Source organism: Nocardia arthritidis (genome assembly GCF_011801145.1).
GTDB classification, from domain to species: Bacteria; Actinomycetota; Actinomycetes; order Mycobacteriales; family Mycobacteriaceae; genus Nocardia; species Nocardia arthritidis_A.
In genome coordinates this window covers 8,113,238-8,129,844 of sequence record NZ_CP046172.1, presented here as the reverse complement: position 1 = coordinate 8,129,844, position 16,607 = coordinate 8,113,238, and the positions used below count along the sequence as shown (strand labels likewise).

Here is a 16,607-nt window from a genome sequence, read left to right as displayed (position 1 = left end):
GCGAAAAGACAGTGACCCCCGCCTGATTCAAACGTTGACCACCGTGGCGGAGTACCGACCCGTCGGCTAACTTTGATACACATGTCTGTGAATTCGCTGGGCAGAACCGGATTACCGGTGTCTACCAGCGAATTCATCGGCCGAACAAGTGAGTTGGCCCGCATCCGCACCCTGCTGAGGCGCGGTGTCGGACTGATCACACTGGTCGGCCCCGGCGGTATCGGCAAGTCCCGGCTGGCCGCCGAGGCGCTGCGCGCGCAGGTCCGGCCGGTCCGCCGGATCGGGCTCGCCGAGCTCGAATCCGATGCGGTCCGCCTGGATTCGCTCCAACCGGTCGCGAGCGCCGCCGTGCTGGTACTCGACAATTGCGAGCGCATGCTGGCCGGGGTCGGCCCGCTGATCGCCGAATTGCTCGATACCGCACCGGGTTCGACGATCATCGCGACCTGCACGGAACCGATCGGCCTGCCCGACGAGCACATCGTCGAGGTACCGCCGCTCACCATCCCGGACGCACTGGAAGTGTTCCGGCGCCGGGCCGAGCGCGCCGGGCGGCCGGTCCCCGACGACCCCGACATGATCGCCATGGCCGTGCGGATCTGCCGCCATGTCGATCACAATCCGCTGTTCATCGGCATGGCGGCGGCCCGGCTGCGCCAGCAGCCGATGGCCGCGGTGCTGCGCGAGCTCTCCGGCGACCACGACGACCGCCGCCTGCGCTGGTCGCTCGGTGCGCGAGCGGGCGTCGAATCGCGCCACCGCGGTATCGCCGACACCATCGCCTGGTCCTATGCGCTGTGCGGCGCGCAGGAGCGCCTGCTGCTGGAGCGAATGTCGGTGTTCGCTGCGGGTTTTCCGGCCGGCGGCGACGAAATGCTGCGCAACGGCGTTGAATCGGATGTGATCCAGGCGGTGTGCGCGGACGATGACCGGCTGCCGAGCACCGCGATCGAACCGCTGCTCGATCAGCTGGCCGAACGTTCCTTGCTGTCCACCTATTTCACCCATACCGAGGTGCGCTGGTACCTGACCGAGAGCGTGCGCGTCTTCGCCCGCGATCAATGGCAGCGGCGCGATCCGGACGAGGTGCTGCGGTTCGCCGCCCGGCACCGTCGCTACTACCGCGACGCGCTCATGGACAACGGCGCCCTGCGGCACGGCGCGCGCGACCGCCCGACATTGGACTGGGTGCGTGCGGCCTGGGACAATCTTTCGCTCGCCATCGAAACCGCACTCGACGACCCGGCGGAGGCGCTGGTCGCCACCGAGATGTCGGCGGCCCTGATGTCGCTGTGGACGCCGCTCGTCCACGGCGATGCCGACTTCGCCGAGCGTTTGGCCGATCGGGCGCTGGAAAGGACGCGGGCGGAGGGCTTCGCGCCGGTCTCCCGGGTCGCCAGGGCGTCGCTGTACGCGGTCGGCGGTTACATCATGACCCTGGTGGAGGCACTGTCGACCGGCCTGCCGCCGCACGGGTCTGGCGGCGCCGAAACCACCTGGGCGGCACGGGAAATCGCACAGCTGGTCGGTGCGGGCCGGGCATACCATCGGACGGCCGGAAATATGAACGCCGAAGCGTGTGGTTCGGGCAGCGAACTACGAAGGGCCGCAGCCGTTTCCAGTGCCGTGCTCGGCGTCCGCGGCTATGCCGCCGCGGAACGTGAAGGCGCACAGCGCTGGCGGGATTTCGAGGATGTGCGCAGACATGCGCTCGACGTGCTGCGCGCCGATCCGGATCCCGCGGACGCGAATCGGCGGGGTGCCAGTTGGAATGCGCTTTCCGATGCCGAGCACGAGGTCGCGGTGCTGGTCGCGGCGGGTTGGCCGAACAGCGCCATCGCCGTCCGGCGGCACAGTTCGGTGCGCACCGTCGACGTCCAGGTCGCCGTCATCCGGCAGAAGCTGAAGGTGGCCTCCCGCAACGAGATCGCCGCGCTGGTGCCCGGCGAGCTCACCGACCGGGTCCGGCGCGAGGCCGAACGCAGGCCGCGCCGCAACCGCCCGGCGATGGTCGCCGCCCCGGGAACCGAGGGCTTCGCCGCGCGCTACGCCGCTCGGTACCGTGCTGTCCGGGAGGAGGTCGTGCCAGGAAGCGTTGCGATGGAGGAGTACTCATGACGGTCCCGGTGCCGCCGGCGGCCACCGGCGAATTCGTCGGCAGGGCCGCGGAACTACAGCGGATCGAGCAGCTGCTCCCCGCACCGCACGCGAGATTGATCACCCTGGTCGGGCCGGGGGGTATCGGTAAGACCGCGGTGGCCGCGGAGGCGGTGCGCCGCTACCGCAAGGTCTCGGACCGTCCCGTGCACTGGACCCGGCTGGCCAGGCTGGCGCCCGGTTCGACGAGCGAGGCCATCGCCGAAGAAGTGGTGAAGCTGGTCGCCAAGGCGGATATGGCCGGGCGCTCGGCGCGCGACTGCCTGGTCGAGATATTCACCCGGGCCGGGGCGACGCTGCTGGTGCTGGACAATTGCGAGCACGTACTGGCCGGCGCGGGCCCGTTCGTCATCGATCTGGTCGAGGCGGTTCCCGGGCTGACGGTGATCGCGACGAGCCGGGAGCCGATCGGCTGGCTCGACGAACACCTCATCGCGATACCGCCGCTCTCGGGTCCGAACGCGCTGACGCTGTTCCTGCGGCAGGCCGAACGCAACGGCAGGCCCATCCACGGCGATGCGGAACATCACGCCATCGCCGAAAAGATCTGTGGCCGAGTGGAAAACAATCCGCTGTTCATCCAGCTGGCCGCGGCGAGGCTGCGGCACCGGCCCGTGGCCGCCGTGCTGCGCGAGCTCACCGGTGACCGCGACGACAAGCGGATGCAGTGGTCTCACCGCTGGGTGGGCGCGGAGCGGCACGGCAGCGTCCACGACGTGATCGCCTGGTCGTATGGGCTGTGCACGGCCGAGGAGCGACTGCTGCTCGATAGAATGTCGGTGTTCGTCACCGGATTCGATATCGATTGCGGCGGAACATGCGGTGGCGGAGCGGAATTGGCCGCGATCACCGCCGTCTGCGCCGATGCCGCGCTGCCCGCGGACCGGATCGAGCATCTGGTGGAGCGGCTGGTGGAGCGTTCGCTGGTCTCGGCCCGCAGCTCGGTGACGACGGTCCGGTACTACCTGCTGGAGAGCGTGCGCGTCTTCGCGCGGGATCGGTTGGGCCGCCGCGTCGACGGTGTGGACGAGGCCGCCCTGCTGGACCGGCACCGGCGCTACTACCGGGATAAAGTCGTTGCCGGACAGGAGCTCTGGTGCAGTCCGCGCCAGGACGACTGGATCGAATGGCTGCGCGCGGCCTGGGAGAACGTCCTTTTCGCGATCGAGTCGGGCCTGTCCGAGCCCGCCCAGGCCACCATCGCGCTGGAGACCGCCAATACGCTGATGGCGCTGCGGATTCCGTTCATCACCGGTGCGAATCGTGCCGTAATGCGCCTGACCGAGCGGGCATTGGCGGCCGTCCGCGATATCGAATCGGCGGTCTCGCTGCGGGTCGAGGCCATGGCGCTGATCGGCTGGATCGCGGTGTGGCAGGGCAGGCAACTCTATACCGCGCAGCTGCTGGACGAATGTGCGGCGGAATGCCTTACCGATCCGGTGTTGCGCCGGACGTGGCGCGAGACGGCCGAGCGGGATATCGGGCTGCCCGCCGCGGTGGAGTGCACCTGGGGCCTGGAACTGCTTCTGGTACACCATGATCGCCGCGCTATCGATGTATTGGCCAGGGCCAGAACGAAATTCGAAGCTATGGGTGATCGCGCCGGAATGGGGCGCAGCGAGCTGTTCGAATCGCTGGCCCATTCGATCGTCGGCGAACCCGAACAGGCCATCGCCGTCGCGCGGCGGCATCTCGACCGCGCCATCGACGCCGCGGCGGGCGCCGCGATCGCCTGGGCCGAACTGGGTTGGATGCTGGCGCTGAACGCGCACGGTGACCCGCGCGAGGCGGTGCGTTTCGGGCGGTTCGCCCTGGAGCGCAATATGGAGACCGACGATCTGTGGACGGTCAGCTGGTTCATGCACTTCCTCATGGTCGCGTCGAAAAACCTGCTCGCCGAACGGATCGCGGCGGGCGCCGAGCCGAGCGAACTGACGGCGGCGGCCACCGAACTCGCGCACGTGCTCGGCGGCATGTCGACGCTGCACCGCTCGCTCGGTATCACCCCCGACCGGCTGATCTTTCCGGCGAAGGCGATCGATGCGGCCGCTCGCACCGCCAAATCGGTACTCGGCGCATCGGAATACCGGGCGGCGCTGCGCCGCGGTGAATTGTTGCGCCCGGAACACGCCGAGCTGCAACGCCTGCTGCTCGGCAGGTTCCGGATCGAGCAGCTGCCCGCCGCCGAGACCGCGTCGCGCTGGTCCGAACTCTCGCCCGCGGAGCAGGAGGTGGCCGTTCTCGCCGCGGCGGGCTGGCCGAACAGCGTGATCGCCACGCGCCGCGGCAGCTCCATCCGCACGGTCGACGCTCAGGTGGCGACCATCCGCCGCAAGCTCATGGTCGCCACCAGATCGGAGATCATCGCGCACGTACCGGACGAACTGGCCGAACGGGTTCGCTTGGAATCCCGGCAGCGCCCCGCCCGCAGACGTCCGCGGCAGAGCCCGAGACCGGCAATCGAATCCATGACCCCATCTTCATGATCGCTTAACGCCCGCGCGGGGATAGTCGGCGGCAAACGTATGCCGGGCGTCGCGCGGGAGTGGTGATGTGGTCGACTGAGCTGGTGCGTGTGCTGGTGGTGGAGGACGATGCCGGGCTGGCTCCGGTGCTGGTGCGCGGGCTGCGGGAGGAGGGGCACGCGGTCGATCACGCCGCGACCTTGGCCGCCGCGGACGAGCTGTGCTCCTATAACGACTACGCGCTGGTGGTGCTGGATCTCGGCCTGCCGGACGGTGACGGGCTGACGCTGTGCCGTCAGCTCAAGGCCGACGGCCGCACCAGGGTGCTGGTGCTGACCGCGCGCGGCAGCGCCACCGAGCGGGTGAAGGGTCTGGACACCGGCGCCGACGACTACCTCACGAAACCGTTCGACTTCGGTGAGCTGGCCGCCAGGGTGCGTGCGGTGTTGCGCAGACCGGTCACGGTCGGCGGATCGGAGCTGCGGGTCGGCGATATCAGGCTCGATATGGCGACGCACCGGGTGTTCCGCGGCGAGGTGCTGATTCCGTTGACCGCCAAGGAGTTCGCCGTGCTGCAGTATTTCGTGCAGCAGGCCGGGCAGACCGTGACCCGCACCGAACTGCTGGAGCAGGTCTGGGATATGCACTACGAGGGCACCTCGAATATCGTCGACGTCTTCGTCTCGACGCTGCGCCGCAAACTGGATCTGCCCACCGAGCGCACCCGTTTGGACACGGTGCGCGGCGTCGGCTTCCGGCTCTTCGCGGAGGGTTGAGAGTTGTTGCGGCGGATCAGGATTCGGATCACCACCACAGTCGGTGCGAGCGCGCTGCTGTTGGCGGGCGCGGTGGCGGTCTATCTCGCCTATGTGCTCGCCGATCGCAGCGAGATGGCCGCGCACGGTGCCGCGGGCGAGCGGGTCGGCGATATCGCGGCACTGGCCAAACCGGATCAGGCCCCGGAGGGCCTGCGGTTCAACGCCTGGTTGTTCGATGCCGACGGCAATTACAACCAACTCGGCGACACCGATGTCGGCGCGCCGGTGGATCTGGCCGATCGGGTGCTCGACGATCCGGCGGGCGGCATTGCCTTCCGCGAGGTCTGGACCGTCGACGGCCACTATCTGGAGGCGGCGCGGGCCCGGCCCGATGGTCAGGTGGTCGCGGCGGCGACCTCGCTGGACGAAACCGATTCCGTCATCCTGCGGCAGCGCTGGATCGTCGGCGGCACCGCCGCCGGAGTTGTCGCGCTGGCGACGCTGGCCGCCTGGCTGCTGTCCGGCCGCATGCTGGCCCCGCTGGTGCGCACCCAGCAATCCCAGCGCGACTTCCTCGCCGATGCGGCGCACGAGCTGCGCACCCCGATCGCGGTGATCCGCGCCGCGGCGAGTCAGGCGCTGGCCCGCCCGCGAGAACCCGACGAATACGTGCGCACGCTCACCGAAATCCGGGATGCCACCGAACGCGCGGGGGAGGGTGTCGTGCAGCTGCTCGACCTGGCCCGGCTGGAGGCGGGGCAGGTGGAACCGGTTCGTGCGCTGCTGCGGGTGGATCTGCTCGCCGAGGAGATCGTCGCGACGGCGGCCGCGGGCGGTGCGGCGGTCGAACTCACCGACGTCCAGCGGGCCGTTGTCGACGGCGACGATGTGCTGCTGCGGCAGGCGATCGATAACCTGGTCCGCAACGCGGTGGCCCGCGCCGGCCACGTCTGGGTCGGCGTGCAGGTCGAAGGGCGCGAGGCCGTCGTCACGGTGACCGACGACGGTCCCGGCTTCGATCCGGCTGTCCTGCCACATGTTTTCCGTCGCTTCGCCCGCGGCCACGGTCAGGGGCACGGACTGGGTTTGGCGCTGGTCCGCTCGATCGTCGCGCTGCACGGCGGCCACGCCGATGCCGCCAATCGCGCGGAGGGCGGCGCGGTGGTGCGCCTGCGCCTCCCGCTCAGCGGTTCGGCATAACGGCGGGATCATCGTCGCGACATTGATCGCCCGGCTACCCGGCGTTTACGCAGGTTCGTGTGCCCGAACCACCCCGCCGGCCGAGAATCGGTGTGGCGCAGCGATCTTGAGCGATCCGCCGGTACTGCCTAGTGTGCAGGTATGACCGGGGTTACCTTCGAGTCCCGGCCGATGACCGGGCCCGCCCCGTTGCGGCCGGGTGCGGAGCCGATGCCGCGAGATCGGCTGCGCGGCTGGTTGGTGACCATCACGCTCACCGCACTCGCCGCGGTGACCAGATTCGTCGGCCTCGGATCGCCGACGGACGGCCGGACGCCGGTCTTCGACGAGAAGTACTACTCGGCGCAGGCCTGGGAGATCCTCAACAACGGGATGGGCATCGAGGACAATCCCGGATTTCCGCTCGTCGCCCATCCGCCGGTCGGCAAGTTGCTGATGACCGTCGGCGAGCTGCTGTTCGGTTGGAGCCCTTGGGGCTGGCGGTTTTCCGCGGCGGTGTGCGGAACCCTGTTGGTGCTGCTGGTGATCCGGATCGTGCGGCGGCTGACGCGGTCGACGCTGGTCGGGGCGATCGCCGGAATTCTGCTGATCGCCGACGGTGTCAGCATGGTGTCGTCGCGGATCGGCATGCTGGACATATTCCTCGCGTTGCTGGTGACGGCCGCGTTCGGCTGCCTGATCGTGGACCGGGACGAGGTGCGCGAGCGGTTCGCGCCGGTACTGGCCGAGGGACGAATATCGTTGAGCCCCTACGGCCCTCGCCTCGGCGTGCGCTGGTGGCGGTTCGGCGCCGGGGTGCTGCTCGGGCTGGCGTGCGGCACCAAATGGTCCGGCGGGTATTTCATGCTGTGTTTCCTGGTGCTGTGCCTGGGTTTCGACTACGCGGCGCGGCGGGCCAACCGTGTCGAGCGCCCGCTGCTCGGCACGCTGGTTCGCGACGCCGGGCCCGCGCTGTTCGCGTTGGTGGCGATTCCCCTTGCGGTGTATCTGTTTTCGTATGCCGGGTGGTTCGCCAGCGAAACGGGCGTCAACCGTTACGCGGTCGGGGTGACCGTGGGCCGGGACGGCTACTTCGCCTTCGTGCCGGACGCGCTGCGCTCACTCTGGTACAACAGCGCCTGGGTTTTGAACTTCCACGTAAATCTCACGAATTCCTCAGGGCAACACCATAATTGGGAATCCAAACCGTGGACCTGGCCGATGGGCCTGCGTCCGATGCTCTACTACCTCTACACCGGTCCGGAACCCGGGGCCGGTTGTGGCGCGCCCCAATGTGTTTCGGCGCTGATGCTGCTCGGCACCCCGGCCATCTGGTGGCTCGCGTTCCCGGCGCTCGGCTGGGCCGGATGGCGCTCGATCGCGCACCGTGACTGGCGGTATGCCGCGGTGCTCACCGGGTACTGCGCCGGGTGGCTGCCGTGGTTCATCGAGCTGGACCGGCAGATGTACTTCTTCTACGCCACCGCCATGGCACCGTTCCTGGTCATGCTGATTGCCCTGCCGCTGGGTGAAATACTGGGCAGGGCAACCGATTCCAGCGAGCGTCGAGGTACCGGCCGACTCGTGGTCTGTCTCTACCTCGGGCTCGTCGTCGCCAACTTCATCTGGATTCACCCGATACTCACCGCGACGCCGATCACGCCGTCGCGCTGGCAGCAGGAGCTGTGGTTGCCGAGTTGGCGTTGACGTGGGCGCGGCTACCTGTCGTGCGGGAGGATGCTGCGCGTCACGGCTAGCCCGGTCAGGATGCTGACGGCGGCCAGCGCCGCGATGACCGGGGAGCGGGAGAGCGCGGCTATGCCGCCGACGAAGAAAAGGCAGGTCAATAGTGACAATACTGCTGTGCCCCATTCCAGGCCGGCGATCCGCACTTGTCGGTGTCGCCTTACTGTCATATCAAGCGTGTACCCGCCCGCCCGTGTTATGAAACCGTTACTTTGAGTCTCGTCTAACAGAGTCCGGCTAGCGGCGCCGCACCAGGCCGTTCTGATGCGCGTACACCACCGCGTGAATCCGGTCGCGTACACCGAGTTTGGCGAGCACCCGGGAGACGTGCGTTTTCACCGTCTCCTCGCCGACACCGAGCGCCGCCGCGATCTCGGCGTTACTGCGCGCATCGGCGAGTAGCAGCAGCACCTCCAGTTCGCGGGCGGTGAGCTGATCCATCTCCGGCGGTGCGGGCGGCGGCGCCAGGGTGGTCGCGAAACGGGAGACCAGCCGCCGGGTCATCGATGGGTCGATGAGGGCGTCACCGCGGGCGGCGATCCGGATGGCGGTGACGAGTTCTTCCGGGGGAAGGCTTTTCAGCAGGAAGCCGCTGGCGCTGGCCTGCAGCGCCCGGTAGAGGTTGGCGTCGCTGTCGTAGGTGGTCAGCACCACCACCCGGGTGCCGCCCGCCGCGACGATGGCCTCGGTGGCGGCCAGCCCGTCCAGCTTCGGCATCCGCACGTCCAGGATCGCGACATCCGGTCGCAGCCGGGCGGTTTCGGCGACGGCCGCGCGACCGTCCGCGACCTCGGCGACGCACTCCAGGTCGGCCTGGCTGTCCACGACGGCGCGCAGGCCGGAGCGGAACATGCTGTGGTCGTCGGCGATGAGTACCCGCACCGGCCCGCTCATAGTCCTCCGATCGGCATGGAAACGGTGATGCGCCAGCGCTTTCCGGTGACGCCGTAGTCGAGTTCGCCATCGAAGAGTTCGACCCGGCGGCGGATGCCCGCCAGCCCGCGCGGCACCTGCGATCCGGTCTCGGCGGGTGTGCCGCTCAGCGGGTTCTCCGACTCGACGACGATGCGGTCCGGCCGGTATCGCACTGTCAGGCGGGCGTTTTCCCCGTCGCCGTGGCGCAGTGCGTTGGTCAGCATTTCCTGGACGATCCGGTACAGGGTGATATTCAACGAATCCGGCAGCGGCACCGCCGAACCGCGTTCGGACAGTTCGATATTCAACCCGGCGGCGCGTACCCGCTCGAGCAGCCCGTCGATATCGGCGAGGCCCGGCTGACGCTGGCCGTCGTCCTCGTGGCCGTGCAGCAGGTCGAGCTGGCGGCGCAGATCGATCATGGCGGCTCGGCTGCTCGCCTCCACGGCGGTCAATGACCTTGTCGCCGCTGGATTTTCGGTATCGGCGAGGGCCATCCGCGCCGCGCCGGCGTGTATGCCGATGGCGCTGACGTGATGGGAGATCACATCGTGTAGATCGCGGGCGATGGCCGCGCGTTCGTCGGTGACCGCGCGGTCCAGCGCGGCCCGGTGCTCCTGATCGCGCAGCCGGGCACGTTGTTCCAGGTCGGCGATGTACGCGCTGCGCGCCGCCGTGTACCGGCCGACCAGCCACGGGACACAACCACCCGCGACGGTGGTGGCCACCAGCATCCGCCAATCGTGTGCGGCGGTGCTGTCGGCCACGATATTCGCCGTGGCGACGCCCGCCGACATGGCGAGCACCGTGCACACCGATTCCGGGCCCGTCAGCCAGGCGCCCGCCCGGTATCCGGCCACCAGGAACCCGACATCGGCGAACCGGACCGGAAAACCGTGCCGGTGCAGCAGAATCGCCGCGAGGAAGCGCAGCGCCACCTGGATCAGCGCCACGGCGCCCGCCGAGCGCGGCGGTCCGGCCAGCGCGAGGTCGGCCACCAGGATGCCCGCCAGCACGACACCGGTCTGCCACGGTGCGACCGCGAATATCCCGCACACCCCGAGCACCAGCGTGTCGATAACGGCGGCCACCACCGCGACCACCACCGACTGGCGGGCCAGCGACCTGCTCACGTCCACGAGCCTCACCTCCGCCTGCCGTCGTCGCGGCGATCCTACCGAGCCGATTCCGGGACGCCGGAGGTCAACTCTGCCCGGCCGCCCGGTTCGGCGCGTCCCCCGTGTGAGGGACCGAAAACCCCTCGTCAGCGGGATGAAACCGCAGGCAGGCGCCCGTACCGTTGCTGCGGAAGGCCAGAGTGGAGGAGGTTGTCGATGGCTCCGGTGGAGTTGCTCGGATACGCGGTGCCGGCATTCGCGCTGCTGATGCTGGTGGAATGGATCGCCTACCGGCGCGATCCGGATCGGCCGGACAACGGCGGCGCGGCCCGCGATACCGCGTCCAATGTGGCGACCTTCTTCCTCGGCCGCCTGGTGAAACCGCTGATGCAGTACATCCTGCCGTTCTCGGCGGTGGTGGCCGCTGCCGCGATCACCCCGCTACACCTTTCGGCGAAATCGTGGTGGGTGTGGGTGCTCGGCCTGGTGGTCACCGATTTCTGCTACTACTGGGCGCATCGCGCCGACCATCGGGTGCGGCTGCTGTGGACCGCGCACAGCGTGCACCACTCCAGCGAGTACTTCAACTTCACCACCGCGATCCGGCTGCCGTGGCTGCATCCGGTGGCCAACCTGATTCGCGGAATGGCTTGGGTGCCAGCGGCTTTGATCGGCATTCCGCCGTGGATGATCTTCCTGTTGCAGAGCATCGGGCTGCTCTACCAGTTCCCGATCCACACCCAGAAGATCGCAACCCTGTGGCGGCCCATCGAATTCGTCTTCAACACCCCGGCCCACCACCGCATCCACCACGGCTCGAACAAGCCGTACATCGATAAGAACTACGGCGGCATCTTCATCATCTGGGACCGCATATTCGGTAGTTTCGCCGCCGAATCCGAACCGATCCGCTACGGGCTCACCAAGAATATCGGCACCGACAATCCACTGCGGGTGAACTACCACGAGCTCGGCGCGCTGCTGCGCGATGTGCGCGAGGCGAAGACCTGGCGTGGGCGCTTCGGTTATGTCTTCGGACCGCCGGGATGGTCGGAGCAATCGGCGGAAACCGACACCGCGGCAAAGGTTTCCGTGCCGGCCTGAGCTGTTTCCGACTGCGAGCCGGACACCCGGGACAATGGGTGTCCGGCTCGGGGGCGCATTATCAGCGATCGAGAAAGAGCCGCACCGCGGTGATCCGGCCGGTGCTGGAGACGAATTCGACCAGCGCTATTCCGGGTGCCTCGCCGATCAGCACACTCGCGGTCACCGTATTACCTGCGGCAATCAGCTTGTCCCACACCATATTGCGGGTCCGATTGGTGAATTCCTCGATGGTGACCCGGTTTCCGCCGAGCTCGACGATGGTGTCCGCGCCGAGCAACCCGCGGATGTCGCCGATCTCGGTGGCGGCCGCGGCCGAGAACACCCGCTCCGCTTCGTCTTTACCCGCGTCGCCGACCCCGACGAGCGCGCGCAGCATTCCGGTGGCGCCGCCGATGCCCTGATGGCGGACGAGTCGGCGGCCGAGCTGAAGCCCGGCCAGCAGGCCGGGTCCGCCGGTGCGCAGCAGTTGCCCGATCATCGGGCCGAGTTCCCAATGTGCGTGCAGGCGGGCGATTTTCCAGTGTCCGTCCTGGTCGGCCAGGTCGTAGCGCAGATGCATCGGCACCGCGACCGTCGCACCGGCCGACATGGTGATCTCGATCGTCAGATCGCGGAAAACCGTTGGTGGGCAGACGATATCGTGCGATGCGGCGAAGACGATGGTGTTGGGCGCGATGAAGGTGTCGTAGAACCGTTCGATGGCATCGCGACCGGTGTGCGGCCGGGAGCCGACCGGATCGTTGACGACGGCGTCCGCGGTGAAAAGTCCGACCCAGGCGGCCCTGTCGTGCGCGGTGACGGCCCGCGGCGAGGCCTGTACCGCGGCGAGTAGTTCGGCGGCTGTCGAATTCGGCGGCATGACACGTTCCTCCACGTTGAGGGCTTGCCGCTCAATGTTAGAACAAGTTACAACGGGTGCCGGATCAGTTGTACGACTTGGTGACGCCGTCGAGCAGATGTTCCATGGTGTCGTAGGTGGGGGTTTCGACCACGTCGATCAGCTCGGCGGGCACCGGCACCTGACGATCGGTGGTGACCTTGGCGAATCGGTCCGCGTCGCCGGTGCGGAATCCGTGCTCGGCGGCCAGTCGCCGCAGCTCCGGGTCGGTGGTCAGCAGGCGGCCCAGTTTGTCGCCCGCCTGATCCAGCGGGATCAGGGTGTGCCGGGACAGCACGGTCGGCGACGGGTACATGAGCACGGCATCCGGGCCGAGGCGGCCGTTGACGGCGGCGTCGACGTACTGGGCCTCGTAGATCCAGACCATCGGCGTCGGGCCCATGCCGTCGCGCAGATACTGCTCGAACGGTCCCTCGGTGCTGTTCCCGGTATGGCCCTGCCCGACGAAAAGCTTTGCCACCGTTGGCAATACCGCCTGTTCCGCATTCTGTCCCTGGACGATGGTGTCGTCGTTGGCGATATAGCTTGCGATGGCCAGGTACATGGCCGCGGAGTTGGAGGTCCGCGGATCGGTGGTGGAGATCAGGATGTTCTTGCGCACCGGGTAGGCGGCGTTGTCCGGCAGCTGGCTCCACTGGGTTTCCGAGCGCACCAGGCGCAGATATTCGGCGACGTCGAAGGTGGTCACCGGGCCGGGCCGCACCACGCCCTGTTTGGTGAGCAGATCCGCGATGGGCCGGAAGGTGGCGATGGCCATCGGCGAGGAAAACGGCGTGTATTTCGCGGTGATGTTGCGCTGGCGCTGGATTCGTTCGGCGGCGGTTTCGCTGGACGGAAAGGCGAAATCGTATTTGCCGAGATCGATCGAGGTCGCGATCTGTCGCGAGCCCGCGGGTTCGACGTCGACCTTGAAACCCTTGTCGGCCAAGGCTTTGGCGACCTTCGGATCCTCGAAAAATGGCATTTTCTCCGAGCCGACAACGCCGTGCACGGCGGTGAGCGGCGGCGTCACGGCGATGACCGGCGCGGGCGCGGGCGTCGACTGCCGGGTCGCGAGTACGACCACCGCAACCAGCGCGACGACCGCCGCGCCGATGCCCGCGAGCACGCGCTTGTCGCCGAACGGAATTCGCCGCAGTACGGCCAGCGGGTCGCGGGGTTCGGATTCGACTGGCGCCGAAGGAGTTTCGACAGTCGACTTGGCCAGGGAGATCGGCGCCAACTCCCGTCGCACGATGCGCTCCACCAGAATCGGGATGAAGTCGCGAATCGGGTCGCCGTCGAACCGGCGGCGCGCGGTGTCGATCGTCTGCTCGATCTCGACGGCGGAATGCGTTTCGGTGAACGACTCGACGAGCGTGTCCACCACCCGCCGGATCGCCTTCGCCTCGCGGGCCGCCTTTTCCTCGTCGGCAGTTTCGACGCTCACCACTATCTCCTCGGCACCGGCTGTGCGACGGGCCAACTGTAGCGGAGCTGAAAAGTGCCTCGGACCGGGTGTGCGGCGGCGTTCGACGTGATATTGCTTGCGCCGGAGCATATCTCGCTCAACCGTCCGAGATGGATCCGGCGCAGGTCAATCCCGGTTCGGGCCGCGGTATCCGGTCGCGGCACGTCGTTGCGCCGCAGCTGTCCCGAATACCGTTACCGCCCTGGCTGTTACGGTGAATTCAAGCGGCCGACACCAGATGTTGCGCCGCCGTTGGCCGATCCCCATGTGCCGAATCGCACTGTGCTATCAATGAATCCGGTGCAGCCGTAGTACACAGTCGCGCCGGGTGGCCGGTAGACCGTCCGGTCCGGTCAGCTCGCGCAGCACCGACTCGTCGACTTCGACGCGCCAATCTCCTTGCGGCAGTTGCAGGGCGTCGAGCACCTCGCGGTTGGTGGGGAAGTGGATATCGCGGCGCGGCTCCTCCCCGGCGCGCACCCAGGACGGCCATTCCGCGTGGCCGACGATGAGCAGGGTGCCGCCCGGCGCGACCGCGTCGGCCGCCAGGCGCAGGACCTTCTCCCGCTCACCGCCGCGCGCCACCGGCGAGTGGAAGAACTGCGCCGAAACCAATTCGAAGCTGCCCGCGGGAAAGGTTTCGGCGAGATCGTGCCGCTGCCAGTCGATTCGCTCGGCGACGCCGTCGCGCACGGCGAGTTCGGCGGCCCGGCCCAGTGCGGTGGCCGAGACATCCACCGCGGTGACGCGCCAGCCGCGACTGGCCAGCCACACCGCGTCGGCGCCCTCGCCGCAGCCGAGATCCAGCGCCGCGCCCGGTATCAGCCCGGTGACCTCGCGCACCAGCAGCGGATTGGGCGAGCGGGACCAGATCTGCTCGCGATCCCGATAGAAGTTCTCCCAGTATTCGATCGAAGTGTCGCCCTCGTGCTCATGTGTCGTGCCCACGCGCCAACTGTCCACCGGGGCGATCTGCTTCGGCAACTTTCGTTGCCGAAGCGGCAAAGTCTATTCGGGCTCGCCCGGCTCCGCCGCATCCGATTTCTCCTGGAGGGCGACCGCGGCCCGGTGCGCGTCCGCCAGATCGGCGGCCCGGCGCGCATGCGAACCCCAACCCACCGCCGATTCGGCGCGCATCCGTTCGGCCATATGCGGGTAGTGCAGTTCGAACGCCGGGCGCTCCGACCGGATCCGCGGCAGCTCGTAGAAGTTGTGCCGCGGCGGCGGGCAGGAGGTGGCCCACTCGAGCGAATTGCCGTAACCCCACGGATCGTCGACTGTGACGACCTCGCCGTAGCGGTAGCTCTTGAATACGTTCCAGACGAACACGACCATCGATGTGCCCAGAATGAACGAGCCGATGGTGGAAATGGTGTTCAGCGTGGTGAATCCGTCGCTGGGCAGGTAGTCGGCGTAGCGGCGCGGCATACCCTCGGCGCCCAACCAGTGCTGCACCAGGAAGGTGGCGTGGAAGCCGAGGAAGGTGGTCCAGAAATGCAGTTTGCCGAGGCGCTCGTCGAGCATACGGCCGGTCATCTTCGGGAACCAGAAGTAGATGCCCGCGAACGTGGCGAACACGATGGTGCCGAACAGCACGTAGTGGAAGTGCGCCACCACGAAATACGTGTCCGTGACGTGGAAGTCGAGCGGCGGGCTGGCCAGGATGACGCCGGACAGACCGCCGAACAGGAAGGTCACCAGGAAGCCGACCGAGAACAGCATCGGCGATTCGAAGGTCAGTTGACCGCGCCACATGGTGCCGATCCAGTTGAAGAATTTGACCCCGGTGGGGACGGCGATGAGGAAGGTCATGAACGAGAAGTACGGCAGCAGCACGGCGCCGGTGGCGTACATGTGGTGCGCCCACACCGCCATCGAGAGCGCGCCGATCGACAGAGTCGCGTAAACCAGTGTGGTGTAACCGAATAGCGGTTTGCGGCTGAACACCGGGAAGATCTCGGTGACGATGCCGAAGAACGGCAGCGCGACGATGTACACCTCGGGGTGGCCGAAGAACCAGAACAGGTGCTGCCATAGCAACGCCCCGCCGTTGGCCGGATCGTAGATGTGCGCGCCGAGATGCCGGTCGATCGCCAACGCCATCAGCGCCGCGGTCAGGATCGGAAAGGCAAGCAGCACAAGGATGCTCGTCACCAGGATGTTCCAGGTGAAGATCGGCATGCGGAACATGGTCATACCCGGCGCGCGCAGGCAGATGACCGTGGTGATCATGTTGACGCCGCCGAGGATGGTGCCGACGCCGGATACCGCCAACCCCATGATCCACATATCGCAGCCGACGCCCGGTGCGTGGGTGATGGAGCTCAGCGGTGTGTATCCGGTCCAGCCGAAATCGGCCGCGCCGCCAGGGGTCAGGAAGCCCGCGGTGGCGATGGTCGCGCCGAACAGGTACAGCCAATAGCTCAGCGCGTTCAAGCGCGGGAACGCCACATCCGGCGCGCCGATCTGCAGTGGCAGTACGCAATTGGCGAAACCGAACAGGATCGGCGTCGCGTAGAACAGCAGCATGATCGTGCCGTGCATGGTGAACAGCTGGTTGAACTGTTCCGTCGAAAGGAACTGCAGGCCGGGTCTGGCCAGTTCGGTGCGCATCAGCAGCGCCATCAGCCCGCCGATGAAGAAGAACGACATCGCCGACACGATGTACAGGACGCCGAGCACCTTGGGATCGGTGGTCGTCACCATTTTGTAGAGGAACGAACCCTTCGGCCCCATCCGCTTGGGATAGGGCCGGACGGCTTGGATTTCAGCAACAGTCATGTCGCCGCCACCTCAGCACGAGTAGGTATCCGG

The 16,607-nt window shown here is 67.6% G+C and carries 13 protein-coding genes; 6 read left to right on the top strand and 7 right to left on the bottom strand.

Translation table 11 applies throughout. The features are described from left to right. Window positions 1–117 precede the first annotated feature (117 nt). The 5 genes from F5544_RS36680 to F5544_RS36660 all read left to right on the top strand — a co-directional run bounded on the left by F5544_RS36680 (window position 118) and on the right by F5544_RS36660 (window position 8,266). A complete protein-coding gene (locus tag F5544_RS36680; RefSeq protein WP_167477415.1) occupies window positions 118–2,118 on the top strand; it encodes a helix-turn-helix transcriptional regulator in 2,001 nt (666 codons plus the stop codon). After that, on the top strand, window positions 2,115–4,643 hold the full coding sequence (locus F5544_RS36675) for an ATP-binding protein (RefSeq protein ID WP_167477414.1): 2,529 nt from the start codon (window positions 2,115–2,117) through the stop codon (window positions 4,641–4,643). The genes F5544_RS36680 and F5544_RS36675 overlap by 4 nt, the downstream gene beginning before the upstream one ends. A 65-nt stretch (window positions 4,644–4,708) precedes the next feature. Beyond that, on the top strand, window positions 4,709–5,398 hold the full coding sequence (locus F5544_RS36670; RefSeq protein ID WP_238846845.1) for a response regulator transcription factor: 690 nt from the start codon (window positions 4,709–4,711) through the stop codon (window positions 5,396–5,398). Between the two features lie 3 nt (window positions 5,399–5,401). Beyond that, the gene (locus F5544_RS36665; RefSeq protein WP_167477413.1) at window positions 5,402–6,580 is read left to right on the top strand and encodes a sensor histidine kinase; all 1,179 of its coding nucleotides are present in this window, start codon (window positions 5,402–5,404) and stop codon (window positions 6,578–6,580) included. A gap of 171 nt (window positions 6,581–6,751) precedes the next feature. Further along, complete coding sequence (locus F5544_RS36660) at window positions 6,752–8,266, top strand: dolichyl-phosphate-mannose--protein mannosyltransferase (protein ID WP_167479715.1); 1,515 nt, start codon at window positions 6,752–6,754, stop codon at window positions 8,264–8,266. Window positions 8,267–8,277: 11 nt separating this feature from the next. Here the strand turns inward: F5544_RS36660 and F5544_RS36655 are convergent, their stop codons facing one another. The 3 genes from F5544_RS36655 to F5544_RS36645 form a co-directional block, all read right to left on the bottom strand. After that, a complete protein-coding gene (locus F5544_RS36655) occupies window positions 8,278–8,475 on the bottom strand; it encodes a hypothetical protein (protein WP_167477412.1) in 198 nt (65 codons plus the stop codon). 67 nt (window positions 8,476–8,542) lie between these two features. Next, complete coding sequence (locus F5544_RS36650) at window positions 8,543–9,199, bottom strand: response regulator (protein WP_167477411.1); 657 nt, start codon at window positions 9,197–9,199, stop codon at window positions 8,543–8,545. Further along, window positions 9,196–10,359, bottom strand: coding sequence for a sensor histidine kinase (locus F5544_RS36645; protein ID WP_238846844.1), 1,164 nt, complete (start codon window positions 10,357–10,359; stop codon window positions 9,196–9,198). Before F5544_RS36645 ends, F5544_RS36650 begins: the two co-directional genes overlap by 4 nt. A 195-nt stretch (window positions 10,360–10,554) precedes the next feature. Here F5544_RS36645 and F5544_RS36640 point away from each other — a divergent pair, with 195 nt between their 5' ends. Then, on the top strand, window positions 10,555–11,442 hold the full coding sequence (locus tag F5544_RS36640) for a sterol desaturase family protein (protein ID WP_167477409.1): 888 nt from the start codon (window positions 10,555–10,557) through the stop codon (window positions 11,440–11,442). A gap of 61 nt (window positions 11,443–11,503) precedes the next feature. On the opposite strand, the gene F5544_RS36635 is transcribed toward F5544_RS36640, so the two are convergent. The 4 genes from F5544_RS36635 to ctaD form a co-directional block, all read right to left on the bottom strand. Then, window positions 11,504–12,304: a nuclear transport factor 2 family protein gene (locus tag F5544_RS36635; RefSeq protein ID WP_167477408.1), complete on the bottom strand. Its 801-nt coding sequence runs from the start codon at window positions 12,302–12,304 to the stop codon at window positions 11,504–11,506. A gap of 64 nt (window positions 12,305–12,368) precedes the next feature. Then, a complete protein-coding gene (locus tag F5544_RS36630; protein ID WP_203217432.1) occupies window positions 12,369–13,772 on the bottom strand; it encodes a three-helix bundle dimerization domain-containing protein in 1,404 nt (467 codons plus the stop codon). A 309-nt stretch (window positions 13,773–14,081) separates the two neighbouring features. Continuing rightward, window positions 14,082–14,741 (bottom strand): SAM-dependent methyltransferase, encoded by a 660-nt coding sequence (locus tag F5544_RS36625; RefSeq protein ID WP_174867468.1) that lies wholly within the window; start codon window positions 14,739–14,741, stop codon window positions 14,082–14,084. A gap of 60 nt (window positions 14,742–14,801) precedes the next feature. Then, on the bottom strand, window positions 14,802–16,574 hold the full coding sequence (gene ctaD, locus F5544_RS36620; RefSeq protein WP_167477406.1) for an aa3-type cytochrome oxidase subunit I: 1,773 nt from the start codon (window positions 16,572–16,574) through the stop codon (window positions 14,802–14,804). Window positions 16,575–16,607: the final 33 nt, after the last annotated feature.